This window comes from Ruminiclostridium cellobioparum DSM 1351 = ATCC 15832 (assembly GCF_000621505.1).
In the GTDB taxonomy this organism is placed as follows: Bacteria; Bacillota; Clostridia; order Acetivibrionales; family DSM-1351; genus Ruminiclostridium; species Ruminiclostridium cellobioparum.
Genome location: NZ_JHYD01000010.1, coordinates 109312 through 127094 on the forward strand (window position 1 = coordinate 109312; position 17783 = coordinate 127094).

Sequence of the window (17783 nt, forward strand, 5' to 3'; positions counted from 1 at the left end):
TTAAAACACAGTGCATGCAGCTTGCGGACTACGTCAATAGGCCGGGATGCAAAACAAAATACTGCCCTGCAATGCAGGCAGCGTCGCCGTAGTTTTAATCAAAGCTTGTATTACAGCATCTCTCATTTTGCCGTTCTCGCACTCTTTTGGAATGTGCTTTAAAATACAAGCTTCAGACAGGATGGTCACGAACTGTCTTTATTATTTTCTTTTTATCAAATTATATCATTGATTTACCGGTAATACAAAATAAATTTATTAAAATTTATTAATAAGTTTATTACAGAAGCAGTAAAATTATTGCGCTTAAATTCAAACAAATACAGACAAGATACAGGACATATACTGTTTGTTTTTGGGTAAGCCCTTTGTTGATCAACCTGTAATGAATCTGGGAGGAATCCCCCTCATATATCCGTTTCCCTTCTCTTATCCTTTTTATGACAACAAAAATATTATCAAATATGGGCAGGCCCAGAGCCAGTATTGGTATGAAAATTGACACTGCCGTGGCCTGTTTGAAAGCACCGTCCAGGGAAATAACCGCCAGAATAAAGCCTAAAAAAGTAGCTCCTGCATCACCCATCAATATTTTTGCAGGGTATTTGTTATATTTTAAATATCCAAGGCACACTCCCACCAGAGTTATAGACATGATTCCAAGCAATTGGTTGCCTTTTGTGACAGATACTATAAACAGGGTGGCGGCAGATATGCATGAAATCCCTCCTGCCAGGCCATCCAGGCCATCGGAAAAATTAATTACTGTCGTCACTCCGAACAGCCACAGAACGGAGAGAAGAAATTGTATCCACTCCGGAAACAATATATAAGTGCCGTTAATGGGATTTGTAATCCCGGAAAACTCAATATTTGTGAAATATACCAGCAGCATGCATGCAAACAGCTGCAGTATAAATTTGGGCAATGCCTTCAAATCCTTACCGTTGATTTTAAACCAGTCATCCACCATACCCACACACCAGATGATGAAGGAACTTGTAAGCAGAACTATTGATTTTTGGCTGAAATCCCGGGTGAATAAAAAGTAGCAAAACCAGAAAGTAAAGAATATTCCCACAGCCGCCAGATATGCTTTGCTTTCTGTATGGATTTTTCTGCCGCTTTCGGGATTTGGTTTTTCTGTATAATTGATTTTATGGGCAAGTTTTGTCAATTTAGGTGTTACAATCAGCATTATTACAAGTGACAGAAAAAAGGTCAAATAGTAACTCATACCCTGTTAACTCCATTTCATCCTTAGTATTTATACATTCGTTTATACATTTAAAATATACTATTAAAAACTACTTTTCAACATTTTGGAGAAAAAATTAAGAGATTATTAATAATTTAACGAGTTGTGCCGGTTAGCTGATCAACTTTGCGAGAAAAAAATTATTACTGATTATACCGGTACTTCCGTACTAACTTCAAGCAATGGATTGCACACAAAGCGCTTACTTGAAATAGTACGGCTCACAACAAGTATTTTTCGCCGTCGCAGCAACTCGACCATCCGGGTCTCGCGTGCTGCTCAAATTGACCTCCTGTCAATTTCCCGGCATAAATACTTGTTTCTCGCCTACAAATTTCAGCAAGCACTTTTACCGTGCTGTCCATTGCTTAAAGTTGTACTCGCATACCGGTATAAACAGCAATATCAGCTAACTGCAAAGTTGAAGTCAGGTTAAACACTCTTTCCTGGTTAAATCTGGTTGCAGAGACCATAAAAAACAGCTTTAACCCATGTCTGCACAATCAATAATACTCCCGCCCGCTGTCCATCAATGGATACGTTCTCGCGCACTATTGAAGCAAGGTTCTTTAAAGCTGGTTCCCGGCGAGGCATCAGCTTTTTATTACGGAAAGTACCTGCGCTTTTAAACCAGCACAACGTGTTAATTTAATCTGTTATGCTAATTGAAATTTTGTTTTGCTTTACAGATAGATTTAATTAAAATCAACTGGTACGCGAGGACAACTTCATGAAATAAGATGCACGGTTAAAAACAATTGCGGTAAATTGTCGACGACGGTAAAACCACTTTAAATGAGGCGATACAATTTTCGTAATTGTTTTGGGGGCATCCTTATTTTATGAAGTTAGTGCGGAAGTACTAGTTGACATAAAAAATTACACAGGTAAAACAAAATTTAAATTAATTAGCACAACGTGTTAATTTAACCATATGGTTGGTGCCAGTTCCGGAATGTGATCACCCTCTGATTTTTGCACGATATTTTCAAATAGAACATCATTTGATGATTTCACTTCAGTTTTTCTGAATATATTTAAAGTGTTTTTGCCGTCACTTTCCTTATATGCAAAAACAATCTCATTACCAGCTTTGTTAAGCAAAATTTTAGGTTTTGTTGAGCCTACCGGTGCATTAAAAAGATTTTCCGCTAAAATTTTATTCATTTCATCAATTAAGTCTTTGTCGGTATATCCTTTTAACTTACCACTCAAGAATTGGTTCAGCTTACCAATATCCAATTCTATGTAATCATCTTCATTTATGTTATGGGTTTTCTTTATATCCTGCCAAACCGTATTTAGTCTTGTTTCTACTTTTATCTTATTTTCAGCTTTTTCAGATGATACTGTACTATTAGAATCCGTACTTTCATTAACGGCAGTTGAAGCATAAACACCGGTTAAGGATAATGTTATTGTTAAAGAAAATAACATTATTAAATTCTTCCTGTTTTTCACGATAAAATCCACCTTTCATATGATTATATTCATGAAATGGATAAATTCCATACTATATATCCTTTTCAGCTATTTTAGCACAAATTTAAAGTAGTGTAAATATTTTCAAATTACCCCAGGCAATATGATTGAACGTTTACGCAATAATATGTAATATAGTATCATTAAATCATTTTAACCATTTACTTAGTATGAGATGTCCTGTATAATATCTTATTTGGAAGACAATGTTCTTATTTTTGTACAAATCTGTTTCCAAGTGCCATACATGATAACAACATTGACACAGTGAATTACGGAGGTAAAGACTATGTATGACGTAGCAATTATTGGTTGTGGTATTTCCGGTATCTTTGCCGGCTATGAGTTGACAAAAAAGAATCCTGATTTGAAAGTTGTAATGATAGAACAGGGCAATGATATCTTTGGAAGAAATTGTCCCATAATTGCCAATAAAATAAAGGATTGCATACGTTGCAAAACTTGTGATATCATGCGGGGTTTCGGCGGTGCAGGTGCTTTTTCGGACGGTAAGTTTAATTTTACAACTGAATTCGGTGGATGGCTGAATGACTATCTTGAAGATAAGGAAGTAATGGACCTGATTAACTATGTGGACAGTGTTAATGTCGATTTCGGTGCAACCAAAGAGATGTTTTCAACCTACACACCTGAAGCCAAGGCTATTGAAAAGAGAGCTCTTGAAAACGATCTGCATTTGCTTCAGGCGGCAGTAAAGCACCTTGGAACAGAGAACAATCTGGAAATACTGAAACGCCTATACAAATATTTGTTGGAACGTCTTGAAATGCTTTGCAACACCCAGGTATTAAATATTACACCTTCTGAGAATGGTTATGCAATAGAGCTTCACAATGAAAAAACCATAGAGTGCAAATATCTTATTGTTGCTCCTGGAAGATCAGGTGCCGAATGGTTTTCCAAGCAGTGCAAGCAGCTTAAGTTAGATATGATCAATAACCAGGTCGATATCGGTGTAAGAGTTGAGCTCCCTGCAAAGGTATTTGAGCACATTACCGATGTTGTATACGAATCAAAGCTTGTATACAGAACCAAACAGTATGGTGACCTGGTGCGTACATTCTGCATGAATCCTTACGGCCATGTGGTCTCGGAAAACGTTGACGGCATTGTAACTGTCAATGGACACAGCTATACGGATCCCAGCCTGAGAAGTGAAAATACCAATTTTGCGCTTTTAGTCAGCAACCGATTTACTCATCCGTTTAATGAGCCCTATCAATACGGTAAGAGGATTGCATCGCTGTCAAACATGCTGGGCGGAGGTGTGCTTGTCCAGAGGTTCGGAGACTTGATAAAAGGTGCCAGAACCAATGCCCACAGGCTTGGTCAAAGCTTTACACACCCCACATTGAATGCCACTCCCGGTGATCTCAGCCTTGTTCTTACCAAGAGACATCTGGATAATATTATTGAAATGATATACGCTCTGGACAAAATTGCTCCGGGTACGGCAAACTACGATACCTTGCTCTACGGTGTAGAAGTTAAGTTCTACAGCTCAAGACTGGAGCTCACCAACGAGCTGGAGACAAAACTTCCGAACATGTTTGCCATAGGTGACGGAGCCGGTGTCACACGCGGTCTGTCACAGGCCAGCGCCAGCGGCGTTCACGTTGCAAGAACCATCTCCGACAGAATAAGCAAGTCATAAGTTGATAAATATATGAAGAGGTTGGACATTATGATTATCATAGCTCCAGCCTCTTTTATTATAACCCTCACATTCTGATAATAGCATTAAAATATATACTGAATCAAAAGCATATATGACGCCGTGCCTGCAAATATACTCAGGAGAGTGTTCTTCTTCCACACATGCAGTACGGCTATTATCAGTATTGATATGAACTCAGGCAGACCGTAAGGACCTGAAGTAAATGACACCCCCTTCAGACAGTATACTACCAGTAACCCTATAACGGCATAGGGCAATACCCTGCCCAGCCTCTGAACGTACTGGGGTGTCGCCCTGTCGGCCCTGAAAAATATAAACGGCAGGAACCGGGTGCACATGGTACCTAACATAAGCATTATAATTGTAATAAAGGTTTGAAATGGACTTAAAATCACAGGTTTTCTCCTTTATAAATCTTTTTATTTGAGAAAGTAAATATAATTAAAATCAGAATCATGGCTGGTATGATAAATTTATCAGGCCCGAAGATCAGCAGACAAACGGCAGAGCTTATTACCCCCACAACAGCCGGAAAATGATTTTTCAGTTCCTGCCACTGGTTTATGAAAATAACCACGAATAGTGCGGTTAATGCAAAATCCAGGCCTTTTGTGTTAAACTTTATGTAATTCCCCAGGAGAGCTCCCAATACAGAGCCGATGATCCAGTACCATCTGTTCAGAAAGACTATAAAGAACATAAACCAGTTTTTGTCCACATCCTTCTCAGGTTTTGCAGAGCATAATATTGAAAAAGATTCGTCACACATGGCAAAAATCAGGTAGGGTTTAAATCTTCCTGTATTTTTGAACTTTTCCAGCATTGATATGCCATAGAAAATATGCCTTGCATTTACCATCAGGGTTATAAAAAGAGCATACAGGGGATTAAAGGTAGCCGTTAACAGGGTAATTCCAACGTATTGCATTGAACCTGCAAATACCAGGAAGCTCATCAAAAAAGTCCAGCCCGCCCCATAACCGATAGATTTCATTAAAATCCCATAGGCTACCCCCAGAAACAAAAATCCTGCCAGAACCGGTAATGTATGCGGGAATGCAGCCTTTAGTGCTTTTACTTTTATATTCATTGTGCCCCCTTACATAATAGTATTTCTTATTTTAAAATTATGATTAACTTTTGTCAATTGAACATAGTGCAATCTAAATGGTGCAATCCACTTGCTGGCTGAAAATTCAAAAATAAAAGAGTAAATCCCGCCCTAGCCGACTGCACAGAAAATAAGCTTCAATTCAACACAGCTTTTCCACGCAAGGCACCAGGTAAAATTTACTCCGACCAGGCCAGCAGTTCATCCTTGTTCAGGTATTTGTCATACAGCTTCCCGCCGTCTCCGACATAGTCATGAATACCGCAAATATCCGAGGTGACCATCTCCCAACCGTCATTGGTACTGACCAGCCTGGTTTTGTCCAGGGCCTTTGTAATATAATAAAGTGACCGGGCAAATGCCTGCTGCTCCTTGTTATGCAAGATATCCCGTACTCCCCAGCTTTCATTGAAAGGAACCCATGTAACAAAATAGCAGCAAATTGTGTAAATATACTTCTCAGGGCCATTGTCGGTGAAACGGACCATATTCAGACTGTTGTTGATGCGGAGTATATTATTTAGCACCATATGGCAAACGCACAAGCCTCAGAAGGAGAGTTCCTCTTAATAGATGCTTGTGCGTTCTTTAATATTAAGGAAATTATGGTATTTATAAATATTACAAGTTAAATTATCGGGGTTTACACTTTTTCAGGCTCGGGATATTCCACTCCAAAGGTTTCCACCGTAACCTTCTTCATTTTCTGCTCTTCCTTTGGCTTATCATTGTAGTCCCTCTTGACGCTGACAATTCTGTCGGCCTCTTCAATTCCTTCGATAACCTTTCCGAAGGCCGCATACTGGCCGTCAAGATGAGGAGCTTTGGCCACCATAACAAAAAACTGTGATCCGGCTGAATTGGGCGCCATGGTTCTGGCCATTGATAAAACACCCTTGTCATGCTTCAGCTCATTTTTAAAACCGTTGGCCGAGAACTCGCCCTTTATGCTGTAATCAGGGCCGCCCATACCGCTTCCGTCCGGATCTCCTCCCTGAATCATGAAACCTGGAATGACTCTGTGGAATATTACGCCGTCATAGAATCCCTTGTTTATAAGAGATATAAAGTTATTGACCGTATTGGGTGCTATTTCAGGATAAAGTTCGGCTTTCATTATACTGCCGCTTTCCATTTCGATTGTTACCATAGGATTTTTACTCATTTTTTCATTCCTTTCAAAACTGCAGCAAACCTATGCTGGAAGTTTTAGCTATAATGTATTGTCAGTATTATTTTATAGTTTTCGAAGCTGATGTCAAGTATATTCATAGATTTTGTGATATACTCATTATGTTGACGTAAAACATTGGGTAATAATGTAATTTTTTAAATATATAGCCGGAGTTATTTATGAATGGTATTGGTTCAAAATTTAAAGCATTAGACACTACATCAAAAAATGCATGGTTTTTTACTTTTGAAGGTGCAGTAGGAGCGGTTATTCTGAATCTGGCCAATCCTTTCTTTTCAATGTTTGCACGGCGAATGGGCGCCAGCGATTACCAGATAGGACTCATTTCCTCGCTTCCGGCCCTGGTGGGCATACTGGCGCTGGTCCCGGGAAGTATTCTTGTGGACCGGAGCGGCAGCAAAAAGCGAATCGTTTCACTGCTTATACTGCTTTTCGGGATAATGTACCCCCTTGCGGCTTTGTCCCCTTTACTGGGCAATTACAAAATACCGCTTTATATTACAATTATTGCTTTAATGAACTGGCCATTTTCGGTTTTCAATATATCCTGGCAGTCTTTTTTCTCGGATGTAATGGTATCCCAATTCAATTCGGCCTTTACGAAGAGGACAAGAGCTGCAACCGTTGTAGGCACAAGCACCTCCCTGGCAGCAGGGCTGTTACTTGCATATATACCTAAAAACGACGGCGAAAGAATCCTTATGTACCAGCTCTTTTTCTGCCTGTCACTTATCCTGGCATTAATTCAAAGCTGGCTGCTCAAAAGAGTTATAGCACCGACCGTTTTAAAATCCGGCGGGGATAAAGGTAACGGTTTTGCCATGGTAAGGGAGTGCCTGAACAACCTGCTGGTATATAAGGAATTCCGGACCTTTATTATCCTGGCATTTATATTTCATGTATCCTGGCATATGGGCTGGCCTTTATTTTTTATTTACCAGGTTGATGTAATCGGGATTAATGAAGCCTGGCTGAGCTATGTAAATGTGGCGGTTGGTTTTGCGGGAGTGCTGACATATACCTTCTGGGGAAAAGAAATTGAAAAAAGAGGGGCACGTTTAATTCTTATTTTCGGTACCCTGGGTTTGGCAATCAATGCTTTAACAATTGTTTTGGTCAGGACACCCTACTTGCTGCTGTTTCAAAGTACTATGACCGGACTTACCTTTTCAGCCTTCACTCTGGCTATTTTCGCAAATCTCATTGAAGTTGTGCCTCAAAAGAATAAAACAATCAATATTGCAGTTTATACAACTTTCATCAACCTGTCGCAGTTTATCTCCCCACTTATTGGCGTATGGTTCTACAAGCATACTTCGATCATAACTGCCCTGATATTTGTCGGGGTATTCAGGCTGCTGGCAGGTACTTTATTCATTGCTAGATATATATCCGGAAGGAAAAAATCCTCCCAGCCAGGTGTACAGCAGGAACAGCCCGTTTTGCATAACACTGGGCCCCATGAATAAATAAATATTATCCGGCAGCATGGGACATATCGCCTTCCATAAGCACTTTTGCTGTAAACTTTCCGGTCTGGTGTTCTCCGTGCCGGGGTGCATTGTCTATTTCAACTGCACACAGGCTTGTACCGTGTATAAAGGGCTGTTTCCACAGATCTTCTATGTGAATGCCCTTAAAAATTGACATTATGGTCTTAACAATGATGGCATGGGTAACTATCAGAATGCTGCAGTCCTTGTTCTCACTGATAATTCTGTCCAGTACGGCTTCGATCCGTTCTCTGACCTGAAAGAAATCCTCCCCTGTGACAGCTTTATACTGGTGGGGTCTGTTCCAGAAGGCCTCCAATCCCGCCTTGTCAGACTCACCGAATTCATCTTTTGCCTTCCCTTCCCACTCTCCCAGGTTGATTTCTCTGAGGTTATCGTCAGTAATTATGTCAATTTTCCTATTACCTCTGATAAGTTCTGCGGTATGTACGGCCCTTTGGCTTGAGCTTGAGTATATCACCCTGATGTCCACGCTTTCAAGACGCTTTCCCAGGGCTTTGGCATTTTCAATGCCCTTTAAAGTCAGGCCGGAGTTTTTCCAGCCCTGCATTCTCCCCTCAACATTCCATTCGGTTTCACCATGTCTTGTAATATACAAATTAAGCATTTTACCTCCAAACTCAGTGCTGCAGCCATGATAAAGCATAATAAGCTACTTTTTTTGAAGTTCCTCAACAACTTTATTTACCAAAGGGTCCAACCTGGTTTCAATATCATTCCAATCGTATTCCTGCACCGGAAATATGGAGTCAGCAGTTTTACTGACAGTCTTAACCGGAAAAGTGATACCCCTCGGCTGTTCTTCATCTATACCAATAACATTCATTTCTACAGGGTATGCTAAAGCATTCCAGATAGTATTTATAACCGGTTCTCTATAATATTTATGTATTTCCGCCGTTCCCCCGCCATGTCCTATGATTCCGGCAGGCTTTCCAAATAACGGGGCACAGTATGATTCATCATTAAATCTTTTCAGGAACGCCAATTGCTCAATTTTTTCCAGAAGCATGGCAAGCTTTGAAGGTATTGGTGCATAATGAGCCGATATGACAAACAATGCGTCCGATTTACCAAGAATATTGTATATACTGTTAAATTCATCATCATTTACACATCTGTCCCGATCATAACATCTCCCGCATCCAATGCAGGGTTTAAGCTCATAATCGACAAGGGAAATGATTTGAACCCGTATTAAATAGTGATAGGACAATCATACCATCCGGACTGGCGGTTTTATTCCAGGTCCAGGGACAGCTGGATATCAGCCTTGTCTTCTTCTTTAATATAGCAGCCGATTGCCGGGATATTCTTTGTGCGGTAGTAATCCAAATCAGACAGCTGCATTTCTTCCAGAGTCTTTATATGAATCAGAGTACTTCCCTTTTTGGAGGTCAGCACCTGTACGCCCTGTGAAGCCCTTGTGGATTTAGGGTTAATACCTTCCGTATTGAATACCAGAACCTTTTTAATGCTGCTGGTTGCTATAAGGTCCATGTCTTCGGTCATAAACATCATCCTGACGAGCGGCGAACCATCACAGTATGCATTGGCAAGCTTCTTTCTGTTGGTTTTTGTAGCATAACTGGACATTTCTATCTTGGCGCCTTTTCCGTTTTCATAGAAAAACAGCATATACCCTTCATAGTTATCTGTTGCCGTAACATAGATAATTTTTTCATCATTTTCAAGACCAAGCAAGTTTGTAAGATATTCTCCAAGGCTGCTGGCTTTACAGTCCGGAACATCATAAATCTTGGTCTTGTAGACATTGAACTTGTTTGAGAACAGCAGCAGGTCAGCTTTGTTATGGGTATCAATTTCCTGAACAATTGCATCGTCGTCCTTTAGTTTGTGCTCCGGATTCGCCCTGAGTGAAACCAGCGCAATTTTCTTCAGATAATTCTGTTCTGTGAGGAAAATCTTCAGATTGTAATCCTCGATCAAATGCTCTGTGGTTATCTCCTCCACATGTTCCTCATGAATTATCTCTGTTCTCCTCGGCTGTCCGAATTTTTTTGTAATGTCTTTAAGCTGCTTCTGAATGATTTTTTTGATTTTGCTTTCATTGCCGTATATATCCTTTAATTCTGCAATTTCCTTCACCAGATTGTCAGCCTCGCTGACCCTGTTCAGGATATATTCCTTGTTAAGGTTCCTAAGCCTGATTTCTGCTATATATTCGGCCTGAATATCATCTATCTGGAAACCGCTCATCAAGTTGGGTATGACAAGTGCTTCCTGTTCGGTGCCCCTTATTATGGCTATTGCCTTGTCAATATCCATTAATATCTTTTTAAGACCCATAAGCAGGTGGAGCTTGTCGCTCTTCCTGTCTATGTCAAACAAGGTCTGACGTTTGATGCAATCCACTCTGAAAGCAAGCCATTCGTTTAAAATAGTTCTGATCCCCATTACTCTGGGTTTACCATTAATAAGGATATTGAAATTGCAGTTAAAGCTGTCCTGCAGCGGAGTGAACTTGTAAAGCTTGTTCATCAAAGCGTCGGGATCGGTATTTTTTCTGATGTCAAGGGTAAGTTTGAGACCGCTTAGATCCGTCTCATCCCTCACGTCAGTGATTTCTTTTATCTTCCCTGTCTTTATCAGATCAATTATCTGGTCCATAATGGCTTCAACAGTTGTTGTATATGGAATTTCCAGTATTTCTATGCAGTTGTTTTCCCTGTCATATTTGTACTTTGCACGGACCTTGAAGCTGCCTCTTCCATTTGCATAGATATCTCTGATTTCCTTTTCGGAATATATCAGCTGTCCTCCCGATGAAAAATCAGGAGCCCTGAGATAATCCTCCAGAACCGCCTCGGCATCGTCAATCAAAGCGGAGGTGGCTTCACATATTTCCTGGAGATTAAAGCTGCATATATTGCTGGCCATACCGACGGCAATACCCTGATTTGCATTTACAAGAATATTGGGATAGGTAGTTGGTAAAAGCACGGGTTCTTTCATGGTGCCATCGTAATTATCCATGAATTCCACTGTGTTTTTATCAATGTCCTTGAATATTTCTTCACAGAGCTTGTCCAGCTTTGCCTCGGTATAACGGGGTGCTGCAAACTTCATATCCCGGGAATACTGCTTTCCGAAATTACCCTTTGAATCCACAAAAGGGTGAAGCAGAGCATTATTGCCCCTGGTCAATCTGACCATGGTTTCATATATGGCCATATCTCCATGAGGATTGAGCTTCATGGTCTGTCCGACAATGTTTGAAGATTTGGTTTTGCTGCCGGTCAGAAGCCCCATTTTATACATGGTATAGAGCAGCTTTCTGTGTGAGGGCTTGAAGCCGTCGATTTCAGGTATGGCTCTGGAAACAATAACGCTCATAGCATACGGCATGTAGTTACTTTCAAGCGTTGAAACTATATCCTGTTCAACCAGATTTTTGTGAGTAGACATTCATATCCTCTTTTCCGTAAAGTTCAAGTTATAAGAATTTCATTATACTTAATATTTAACTTCCAGTTAAATAATTTATTTAATCAGCTTACATCTATCATATCAAGATATTTGTTGCCGTTTTCCTCAATAAATATCTTTCTTCCCGGCAGGTTGTCTCCAAGCAATACGTCAAACATCCGGGCCGTAAGCTCTACATCGGCCGGCATAACCTTTATAAGCCTGCGGGTTTCGGGATTCATGGTAGTCAGCCACATCATGTCGGGCTCATTTTCACCAAGTCCTTTTGAGCGCTGGATGGTATACTTTTTGCCTTCAAGCCTGGATAAGATTTCGGCCTTTTCCTTCTCTGAATATGCGAAGTAGCTTTTATCCCTGCAGATTACTTCAAATAAGGGCGATTCGGCTATAAATACCTTTCCTTCCTGAAGAAGTGTGGGCACAAGCCTGTACAGCATTGTGAGAATCAGTGTTCTTATCTGGAAACCGTCCACATCGGCATCGGTACATATGATAACCTTGTTCCACCTGAGATTTTCCAATTCGAAAGTATTAAGTTCCTTGTTGTGCTTTGACTTGATCTCCACACCACAGCCCAGCACCTTCAGCAGGTCTATAATGATTTCATTTTTGAATATACTGTCATATTCGGCTTTCAGGCAGTTGAGAATCTTACCTCTTACCGGCATTATGGCCTGGAACTCAGCATCCCTTCCCAGCTTGCACGCACCAAGGGCAGAGTCCCCCTCCACGATGTAAATTTCTCTTTTTAAAAGATCCTTTGTTCTGCAGTCTACAAACTTTTTGACACGGTTGGAGATGTCCACGCTGCCGCTTAATTTTTTCTTTATATTTATTCTGGTCTTTTCGGCGGTTTCCCTGCTTCGCTTGTTGACCAGTATCTGTTCCACTATTTTATCGCTTTCAATCTTGTTTTCAATGAAATAAATCTCAAGCTGCTGTTTCAGGAAGTCGGTCATTGCTTCCTGAATGAATCTGTTGGTAATTGATTTTTTAGTCTGATTTTCATAGCTGGTAACGGTAGAGAAGGAATTAACAACCAGAATGAGACTGTCTTCGATATCTGCGAAGGTGATTTTAGCCTCATCCTTATTATATTTTCCCCTGTTTTTAATGCACTTGTCTATTTCATACACCAGGGCATTTTTTACGGCCTTGTCAGGAGCGCCTCCATATTCCAGAAAGCTGGAGTTGTGATAGTATTCCAGAAGATTGGTGTGGTTGTTGAAACAGAAAGCAATCTGCATCTTTACCTTGTATTCGGGTTTGTCCTCCCTGTCCCGGCCTTTTGTGGATGTTTCATAGAATTGAATTTCGGTGAAACCGTCTTCCCTGGTTATTTCCTTTATGTAATCCACAATACCGTTTTCATAGCAGTACACAAAGGTTTCACCTGATTCTTCATCCTTCAGTATAAAGCGCAGTCCTGCATTTACAACTGCCTGCTTTTTCAAAACTGTCTGGAAGTATTCCAGAGGTATGCTTATATCTGTAAAAACCTGAATATCAGGCTTCCATTTTTGAATTGTAGAGGTCTGCTCGTATTTGCATTTTTCCTTGCTCAGACCGCCTATATTTTCACCCTTTTCAAAGTGGAGCCGGTACTTGTATCCATCTCTGAATACAGTCACATCAAAATATTCGGAGCTGTATTGGGTGGCACATGCACCAAGTCCGTTCAAACCAAGGCTGTATTCGTAGTTTTCACCTGAGTTGTTCTGATATTTTCCTCCTGCGTACAACTCGCAGTATACCAGTTCCCAGTTGTAGCGCTCTTCCTTGGTATTGTAGTCGACAGGCAGACCTCTTCCCCAGTCCTGTACCATAATGGAATGGTCCGTAAACCTGGTTACCTCGATGACATTTCCATGCCCTTCCCGTGCCTCATCGATGGAATTGGACAGGATTTCAAAGAAAGAATGCTGACAACCGTCCAGACCATCCGATCCGAATATCACACCCGGACGCAGTCTCACCCTGTCCGCACCTTTTAAGGATGAAATACTTTCATTGCCATATTCAGTCTTTCTTGTATCTTTTGTCATTAGTAACTCCTCCGTTTTTTGTTGTTCCCTAAACATTATTTCTCAAACTAGTGTTCTCTGTCAAGTCATTTCGATGTATCCTCGAAGTATCATGCTTCTATAACACCCTGATTTACCCCGGATATTAAAAATACCGCAAATTCAGCTTGGTGAATTTGCGGCCTTTATAATATCAATATGCCATTAAATATAAAAAATATTCGTCATCTTTATCCAGCCATATATCGTATACCCTGAACACTGCTTATTTTCTTCTAATACCCAATCCGTCCGCAACAAGCATCAAATTGTCGATATCACCTTTGGTAAGCCTGCCGTGTATATCCGGGGGCATGTTTACCACCATGATGTTGTCCTGCTTTACCAGCTGGGTATAGCTTTTTATTATATATCCGGCATCAATAAGGGGCTTGCTTTCGTATATGTCCGAATAGAACCAGCTAAAGCCTTCCCTTGAGCAGATCGTTGCCTCAAACGGCATATAGTACGTATTGCCTCCAAAGGTATAAAGCTTTGGATCGTCCTCCCTGCCGATGTATGGGTCCCATAATCTGAAATCGGAAGGAAAATTCCTGATAGGATCCAATAATTGATAGTTTTCAGGTAAATACCGCTGATCCGGGTCACCAAGCCTGTCATAATGATCTCCTATCGTATGGTTTATACCCACCTGGCATTTGGGCTGGAGCCGTTTTATGAGATCGTATACCCTGTCAAACTGCCATTGCCTGTGGAATTTGTCCCATGCCCCGTCAAACCATAACTCCACTATTTCCCCATATCTCCCGTCAAGCAGCTCAGTAAGCTGATCGCACATATACTGTATGTATCCGTTGTCAAAATCCTTCTCATACGTGGGTTCGTGCCTGTCCCACAGGGAATAGTACAGGCCCAGTTTTATTCCATACTTGCTGCATGCATTTGCCACTTCCCGTATCACATCTGTCCTGTTGCCGGAGTTTGCCACACTGTAATCGGTATATTTGCTGTCCCACAGGCAAAATCCGTCATGATGCTTGGTAATGAGAATCACATAATTCATACCTGCCTCATATGCCACCCTCACCCACTGATCGGCGTCTATTGCCGACGGATTGTAGACTGCTGCAGGAATGTTCCCCTCAGACCATTCAACATTTGCAAAAGTGTTTATTCCAAAGTGGATGAACATTCCGAATTTTCTTTCAATCTGTTCCTTCTGGGCCTCTGAAGGCTTTGTATCCGGTATCATGGAGATGTATTCAGCCATAAACAATTACCTCCCTTAACTTTCAACCTATAATTTTAAAAACAGCACTTCCTTGTCAGGACGGTTTTATCCCTTTACCGCACCTGACATTATTCCGGAAACAATATACCTCTGCATTAATAAATATAATACAATTATGGAGACCATGGCAACAAGTTTTCTGTTCGGGCCTCAATAAGGAAAATTTCAACTTTCCAGGAAAATGTATGACAATAAATTATAATTATATTATAATATTACTGAAACAGAGGAGCCATACTTTTAATAAATCAGACAAGCTCCCGTTTGAATACTTTTATGGAGGATGACCTCATGAAGTTAAGAATTACACGGAAAGATCTGGAGGACCTGACCCTCGAACAAAAACAAAATCTCTGTGACCTTTGGATTCCGCATATTTATGATACCGCAGTTGCAAATGTATGTGTGGATGCTGCTGAAGAGAGATACGAACAAATTATTTACGTGATAGGCGGAATAAAATTATTGAAGCATCACGATATGCTTCTGCACGATTTGAAGTTCATGCCGGATGAAACCTTTAAAATCAAGGAAGAGGAGGCATCTTCTGATAATATTGCCTCGGACAGGATTGACGGCATTGATTCCGAACCGGCTCCCGAAGAGGAATTTAACTTTGATGAGGATTTCAATTTTGAGTTTCAACGTCCTGATTCCTATTCCAAGCAGGATTGCCTGCCTCTTCTGGATATCGGTCAGATGATTGACATCCTTGAAAGAAAGAATTTCGGTGAGGGTGACTTTTTCCTATCGGCCTCAATCGGTGATTATGTGCTGGAAATGGGAAAGAACGGTTTTTCAGGCTCTGTTCCTTATGATGAAAATAACAAATCCGGTGAGCTCTGTGATATTCTCTGGGAATCAATAAAAGCTATTTTATAAATCTGAGTAAAAGCTTAACAAGGGAGTGTCTAATTTCCAGACACTCCCTTGTAATTTGGGATCAATCTTTATCAACGCTGACGTTTCCAACACCTGTACTCAGTTTAACGGAAGGGCCGCCTCCGTTAATATCCCCTTTGAAATGGAACTTGTCGTCCTTGCTGCTTATAAAACTACCTTCCAGTATACCCACACCGGTACTCGCATCCAGTGACATTTCTGTCTCTGCAGGAACTCTGAAATCAACATTTCCCATTCCCGTGGATGCATCAAATACGCTTAAATCATCCAATTTCCCCTTAAAATCAACATTGCCTGCACCGGTGCTCAGCTTGCAGTCTCCCTTTGCTCCCGAGTTGTGTATATCAATATTTCCGGCTCCGGTACTGACATCAAATTGGGCATTCATACCCTTTAGGTCGATGTTGCCGGCTCCGGTGTCAGCTTTTACCTTATCCACCCCGGCTTCGGCCTGGATATTGCCTGCACCGGTACTGAGGCTTAAACCTTTGATGCTCTCCGGTACTTTTATGTCATAGTTTATTGTTATCTGATAGGTTTTATAGTTGTCCTTCTGCCAGTCCCAGAAATTTTCGCCATCCTTTGTTTTTACCGCAACTAAAACTTCTTTTCCGTCTTGTTCCAGTGAAATAACCATGTTTTCAAGTATTATTTTCTTGCTTTCCTCTGAAGTTCCCCTTACCTTTTTATTGGCTTTAATGCTGATTTGTGAACTGTCGTTTTTTCTGATATCTATATTTCCTGCATTGGTTTCAACCTTAAGCTCTTCACCTTCAATTTTATCCTGTGAAATATTCTGAGTATAAGTTGATTCCGAACCAATGCCGCTGAAAATGTTGTTATTTTTCTTGTCGCTTTGGCTTGATTTGTACAGTTCATATTCCTTTCCGTTGATTCTTACTCCGCAGCCTGCAGAAACTATAAGCACCACCGAAATCATTGTCAATGCTATAAATGAAAAATATCTTTTTTTCAATATTTTCAACTCCCATTTTAATAATATACTTAGAATACGCAGTAATTAATAAAATGTCTTAAAATAAGGGAATTATTTTCGCATATTTTTAAATCTCGTTGTTTAAGGAACGATTAATCAGTCCTCCGGCATATTTCCAGATAAAATAGATCATAAAAGTCTGAACCGGCAAAAAAACGGCGCTCTTAACCAATCTCGCTGTTAAAACGGCATAAGCCCCCTTGTTGTATAGTATTACCAGCCATAATGTATTAAGTACAAGACTGCAGATTACTATAACTGACAACACTGCCAAAAATGTTCTCTTAATGGTTATTTTCTTTTTATAAAGAAATATACCGTAAAGAAAGCCAGATACAAACGCAGTGAAAGTAAAGCCCGGGAAGAAGGCTCCTTTTGGAAATATCAGCATTCCCAGTACATCTGCAATCGCAGCACCCAATCCGGCCATTACAGGCCCGAATAAAATAGCCGAAACCGCTATTGGAATGAATTCAAAGGAAATTCTTACAAAAGTGTTTTCAATGGATAGGAATCTTGTCAGGATAACTTCAAGGGCAATAAAAAGCCCCAACAACAGAATGTTTCTGATTTTGTTGTGCATCATCGGCACTACCTCCTTTATAATGTGCGAGTGCGATTTTTTATTTTTAGCATTAACAGCCCAAAAATAAAAAAACGCCTCATTTTTTGTGTCCCGTTCCGGGGTTACAGTGCAATAAGAACACACTGTAAAAAGCCACATAAAAGAGGTTTCTCTTTTTGTGGCAGCGGAATGCGAAATCTGCACCGCAAACACTGAAGTGTTTTTCGTCCAAAAGGCAACTTCCCGTCCCTTTGGCACTTAACGCGCAAAATTCTACTCTGCCAATTTTTTCAG

General features: G+C 40.6%; 16 protein-coding genes and 1 riboswitch. Of the genes, 3 read left to right on the forward strand and 13 right to left on the reverse strand.

All coding sequences use genetic code 11. From position 1 onward, the window contains the following. Positions 1-280 precede the first annotated feature (280 nt). On the reverse strand, positions 281-1237 hold the full coding sequence (locus tag T344_RS0107330; RefSeq protein ID WP_027628156.1) for an MraY family glycosyltransferase: 957 nt from the start codon (positions 1235-1237) through the stop codon (positions 281-283). Positions 1238-2179: 942 nt separating this feature from the next. After that, a complete protein-coding gene (locus tag T344_RS0107335) occupies positions 2180-2719 on the reverse strand; it encodes a hypothetical protein (protein ID WP_027628157.1) in 540 nt (179 codons plus the stop codon). Between the two features lie 310 nt (positions 2720-3029). Here T344_RS0107335 and T344_RS0107340 point away from each other — a divergent pair, with 310 nt between their 5' ends. Then, positions 3030-4415: an NAD(P)/FAD-dependent oxidoreductase gene (locus tag T344_RS0107340; RefSeq protein ID WP_027628158.1), complete on the forward strand. Its 1386-nt coding sequence runs from the start codon at positions 3030-3032 to the stop codon at positions 4413-4415. Between the two features lie 86 nt (positions 4416-4501). Here the strand turns inward: T344_RS0107340 and T344_RS0107345 are convergent, their stop codons facing one another. The 4 genes from T344_RS0107345 to T344_RS0107360 form a co-directional block, all read right to left on the reverse strand. Then, entirely contained in the window at positions 4502-4834 is a 333-nt protein-coding gene (locus tag T344_RS0107345) for a branched-chain amino acid transporter permease (RefSeq protein WP_027628159.1), read from the reverse strand. Beyond that, the gene (locus tag T344_RS0107350; RefSeq protein WP_027628160.1) at positions 4831-5529 is read right to left on the reverse strand and encodes an AzlC family ABC transporter permease; all 699 of its coding nucleotides are present in this window, start codon (positions 5527-5529) and stop codon (positions 4831-4833) included. The genes T344_RS0107345 and T344_RS0107350 overlap by 4 nt, the downstream gene beginning before the upstream one ends. Positions 5530-5729: 200 nt before the next feature. Beyond that, the gene (locus T344_RS31810; RefSeq protein ID WP_027628161.1) at positions 5730-6080 is read right to left on the reverse strand and encodes a hypothetical protein; all 351 of its coding nucleotides are present in this window, start codon (positions 6078-6080) and stop codon (positions 5730-5732) included. 113 nt (positions 6081-6193) lie between these two features. After that, a complete protein-coding gene (locus T344_RS0107360) occupies positions 6194-6715 on the reverse strand; it encodes a peptidylprolyl isomerase (RefSeq protein WP_027628162.1) in 522 nt (173 codons plus the stop codon). Positions 6716-6903: 188 nt separating this feature from the next. Here T344_RS0107360 and T344_RS0107365 point away from each other — a divergent pair, with 188 nt between their 5' ends. Further along, positions 6904-8214 carry an MFS transporter gene (locus T344_RS0107365; RefSeq protein WP_027628163.1) on the forward strand — a complete coding sequence of 437 codons (1311 nt, stop codon included), beginning with the start codon at positions 6904-6906 and terminating at the stop codon, positions 8212-8214. Between the two features lie 7 nt (positions 8215-8221). Here T344_RS0107365 and T344_RS0107370 read toward each other — a convergent pair whose 3' ends face one another. The 5 genes from T344_RS0107370 to T344_RS0107390 all read right to left on the reverse strand — a co-directional run bounded on the left by T344_RS0107370 (position 8222) and on the right by T344_RS0107390 (position 15003). Beyond that, complete coding sequence (locus T344_RS0107370) at positions 8222-8866, reverse strand: histidine phosphatase family protein (protein ID WP_027628164.1); 645 nt, start codon at positions 8864-8866, stop codon at positions 8222-8224. Positions 8867-8911: 45 nt separating this feature from the next. Then, complete coding sequence (locus tag T344_RS0107375; RefSeq protein WP_027628165.1) at positions 8912-9475, reverse strand: flavodoxin family protein; 564 nt, start codon at positions 9473-9475, stop codon at positions 8912-8914. 23 nt (positions 9476-9498) lie between these two features. Continuing rightward, positions 9499-11688 carry a DNA gyrase/topoisomerase IV subunit A gene (locus T344_RS0107380; protein ID WP_027628166.1) on the reverse strand — a complete coding sequence of 730 codons (2190 nt, stop codon included), beginning with the start codon at positions 11686-11688 and terminating at the stop codon, positions 9499-9501. An 83-nt stretch (positions 11689-11771) separates the two neighbouring features. Continuing rightward, positions 11772-13754, reverse strand: coding sequence for a DNA gyrase/topoisomerase IV subunit B (locus tag T344_RS0107385; protein WP_027628167.1), 1983 nt, complete (start codon positions 13752-13754; stop codon positions 11772-11774). A 244-nt stretch (positions 13755-13998) separates the two neighbouring features. Next, positions 13999-15003: an alpha-L-fucosidase gene (locus tag T344_RS0107390; RefSeq protein ID WP_027628168.1), complete on the reverse strand. Its 1005-nt coding sequence runs from the start codon at positions 15001-15003 to the stop codon at positions 13999-14001. Positions 15004-15315: 312 nt separating this feature from the next. On the opposite strand from T344_RS0107390, the gene T344_RS0107395 reads away from it, so the two are divergent. Further along, positions 15316-15906, forward strand: a complete 591-nt coding sequence (locus tag T344_RS0107395; protein WP_027628169.1) for a hypothetical protein — start codon at positions 15316-15318, stop codon at positions 15904-15906. A gap of 61 nt (positions 15907-15967) precedes the next feature. Here T344_RS0107395 and T344_RS0107400 read toward each other — a convergent pair whose 3' ends face one another. Then, the gene (locus tag T344_RS0107400) at positions 15968-16903 is read right to left on the reverse strand and encodes a DUF4097 family beta strand repeat-containing protein (protein ID WP_027628170.1); all 936 of its coding nucleotides are present in this window, start codon (positions 16901-16903) and stop codon (positions 15968-15970) included. Positions 16904-16991: 88 nt separating this feature from the next. Beyond that, on the reverse strand, positions 16992-17510 hold the full coding sequence (locus T344_RS0107405) for a folate family ECF transporter S component (RefSeq protein WP_242842037.1): 519 nt from the start codon (positions 17508-17510) through the stop codon (positions 16992-16994). 159 nt (positions 17511-17669) lie between these two features. Next, positions 17670-17772, reverse strand: a riboswitch (THF riboswitch). Positions 17773-17783 lie beyond the last annotated feature (11 nt).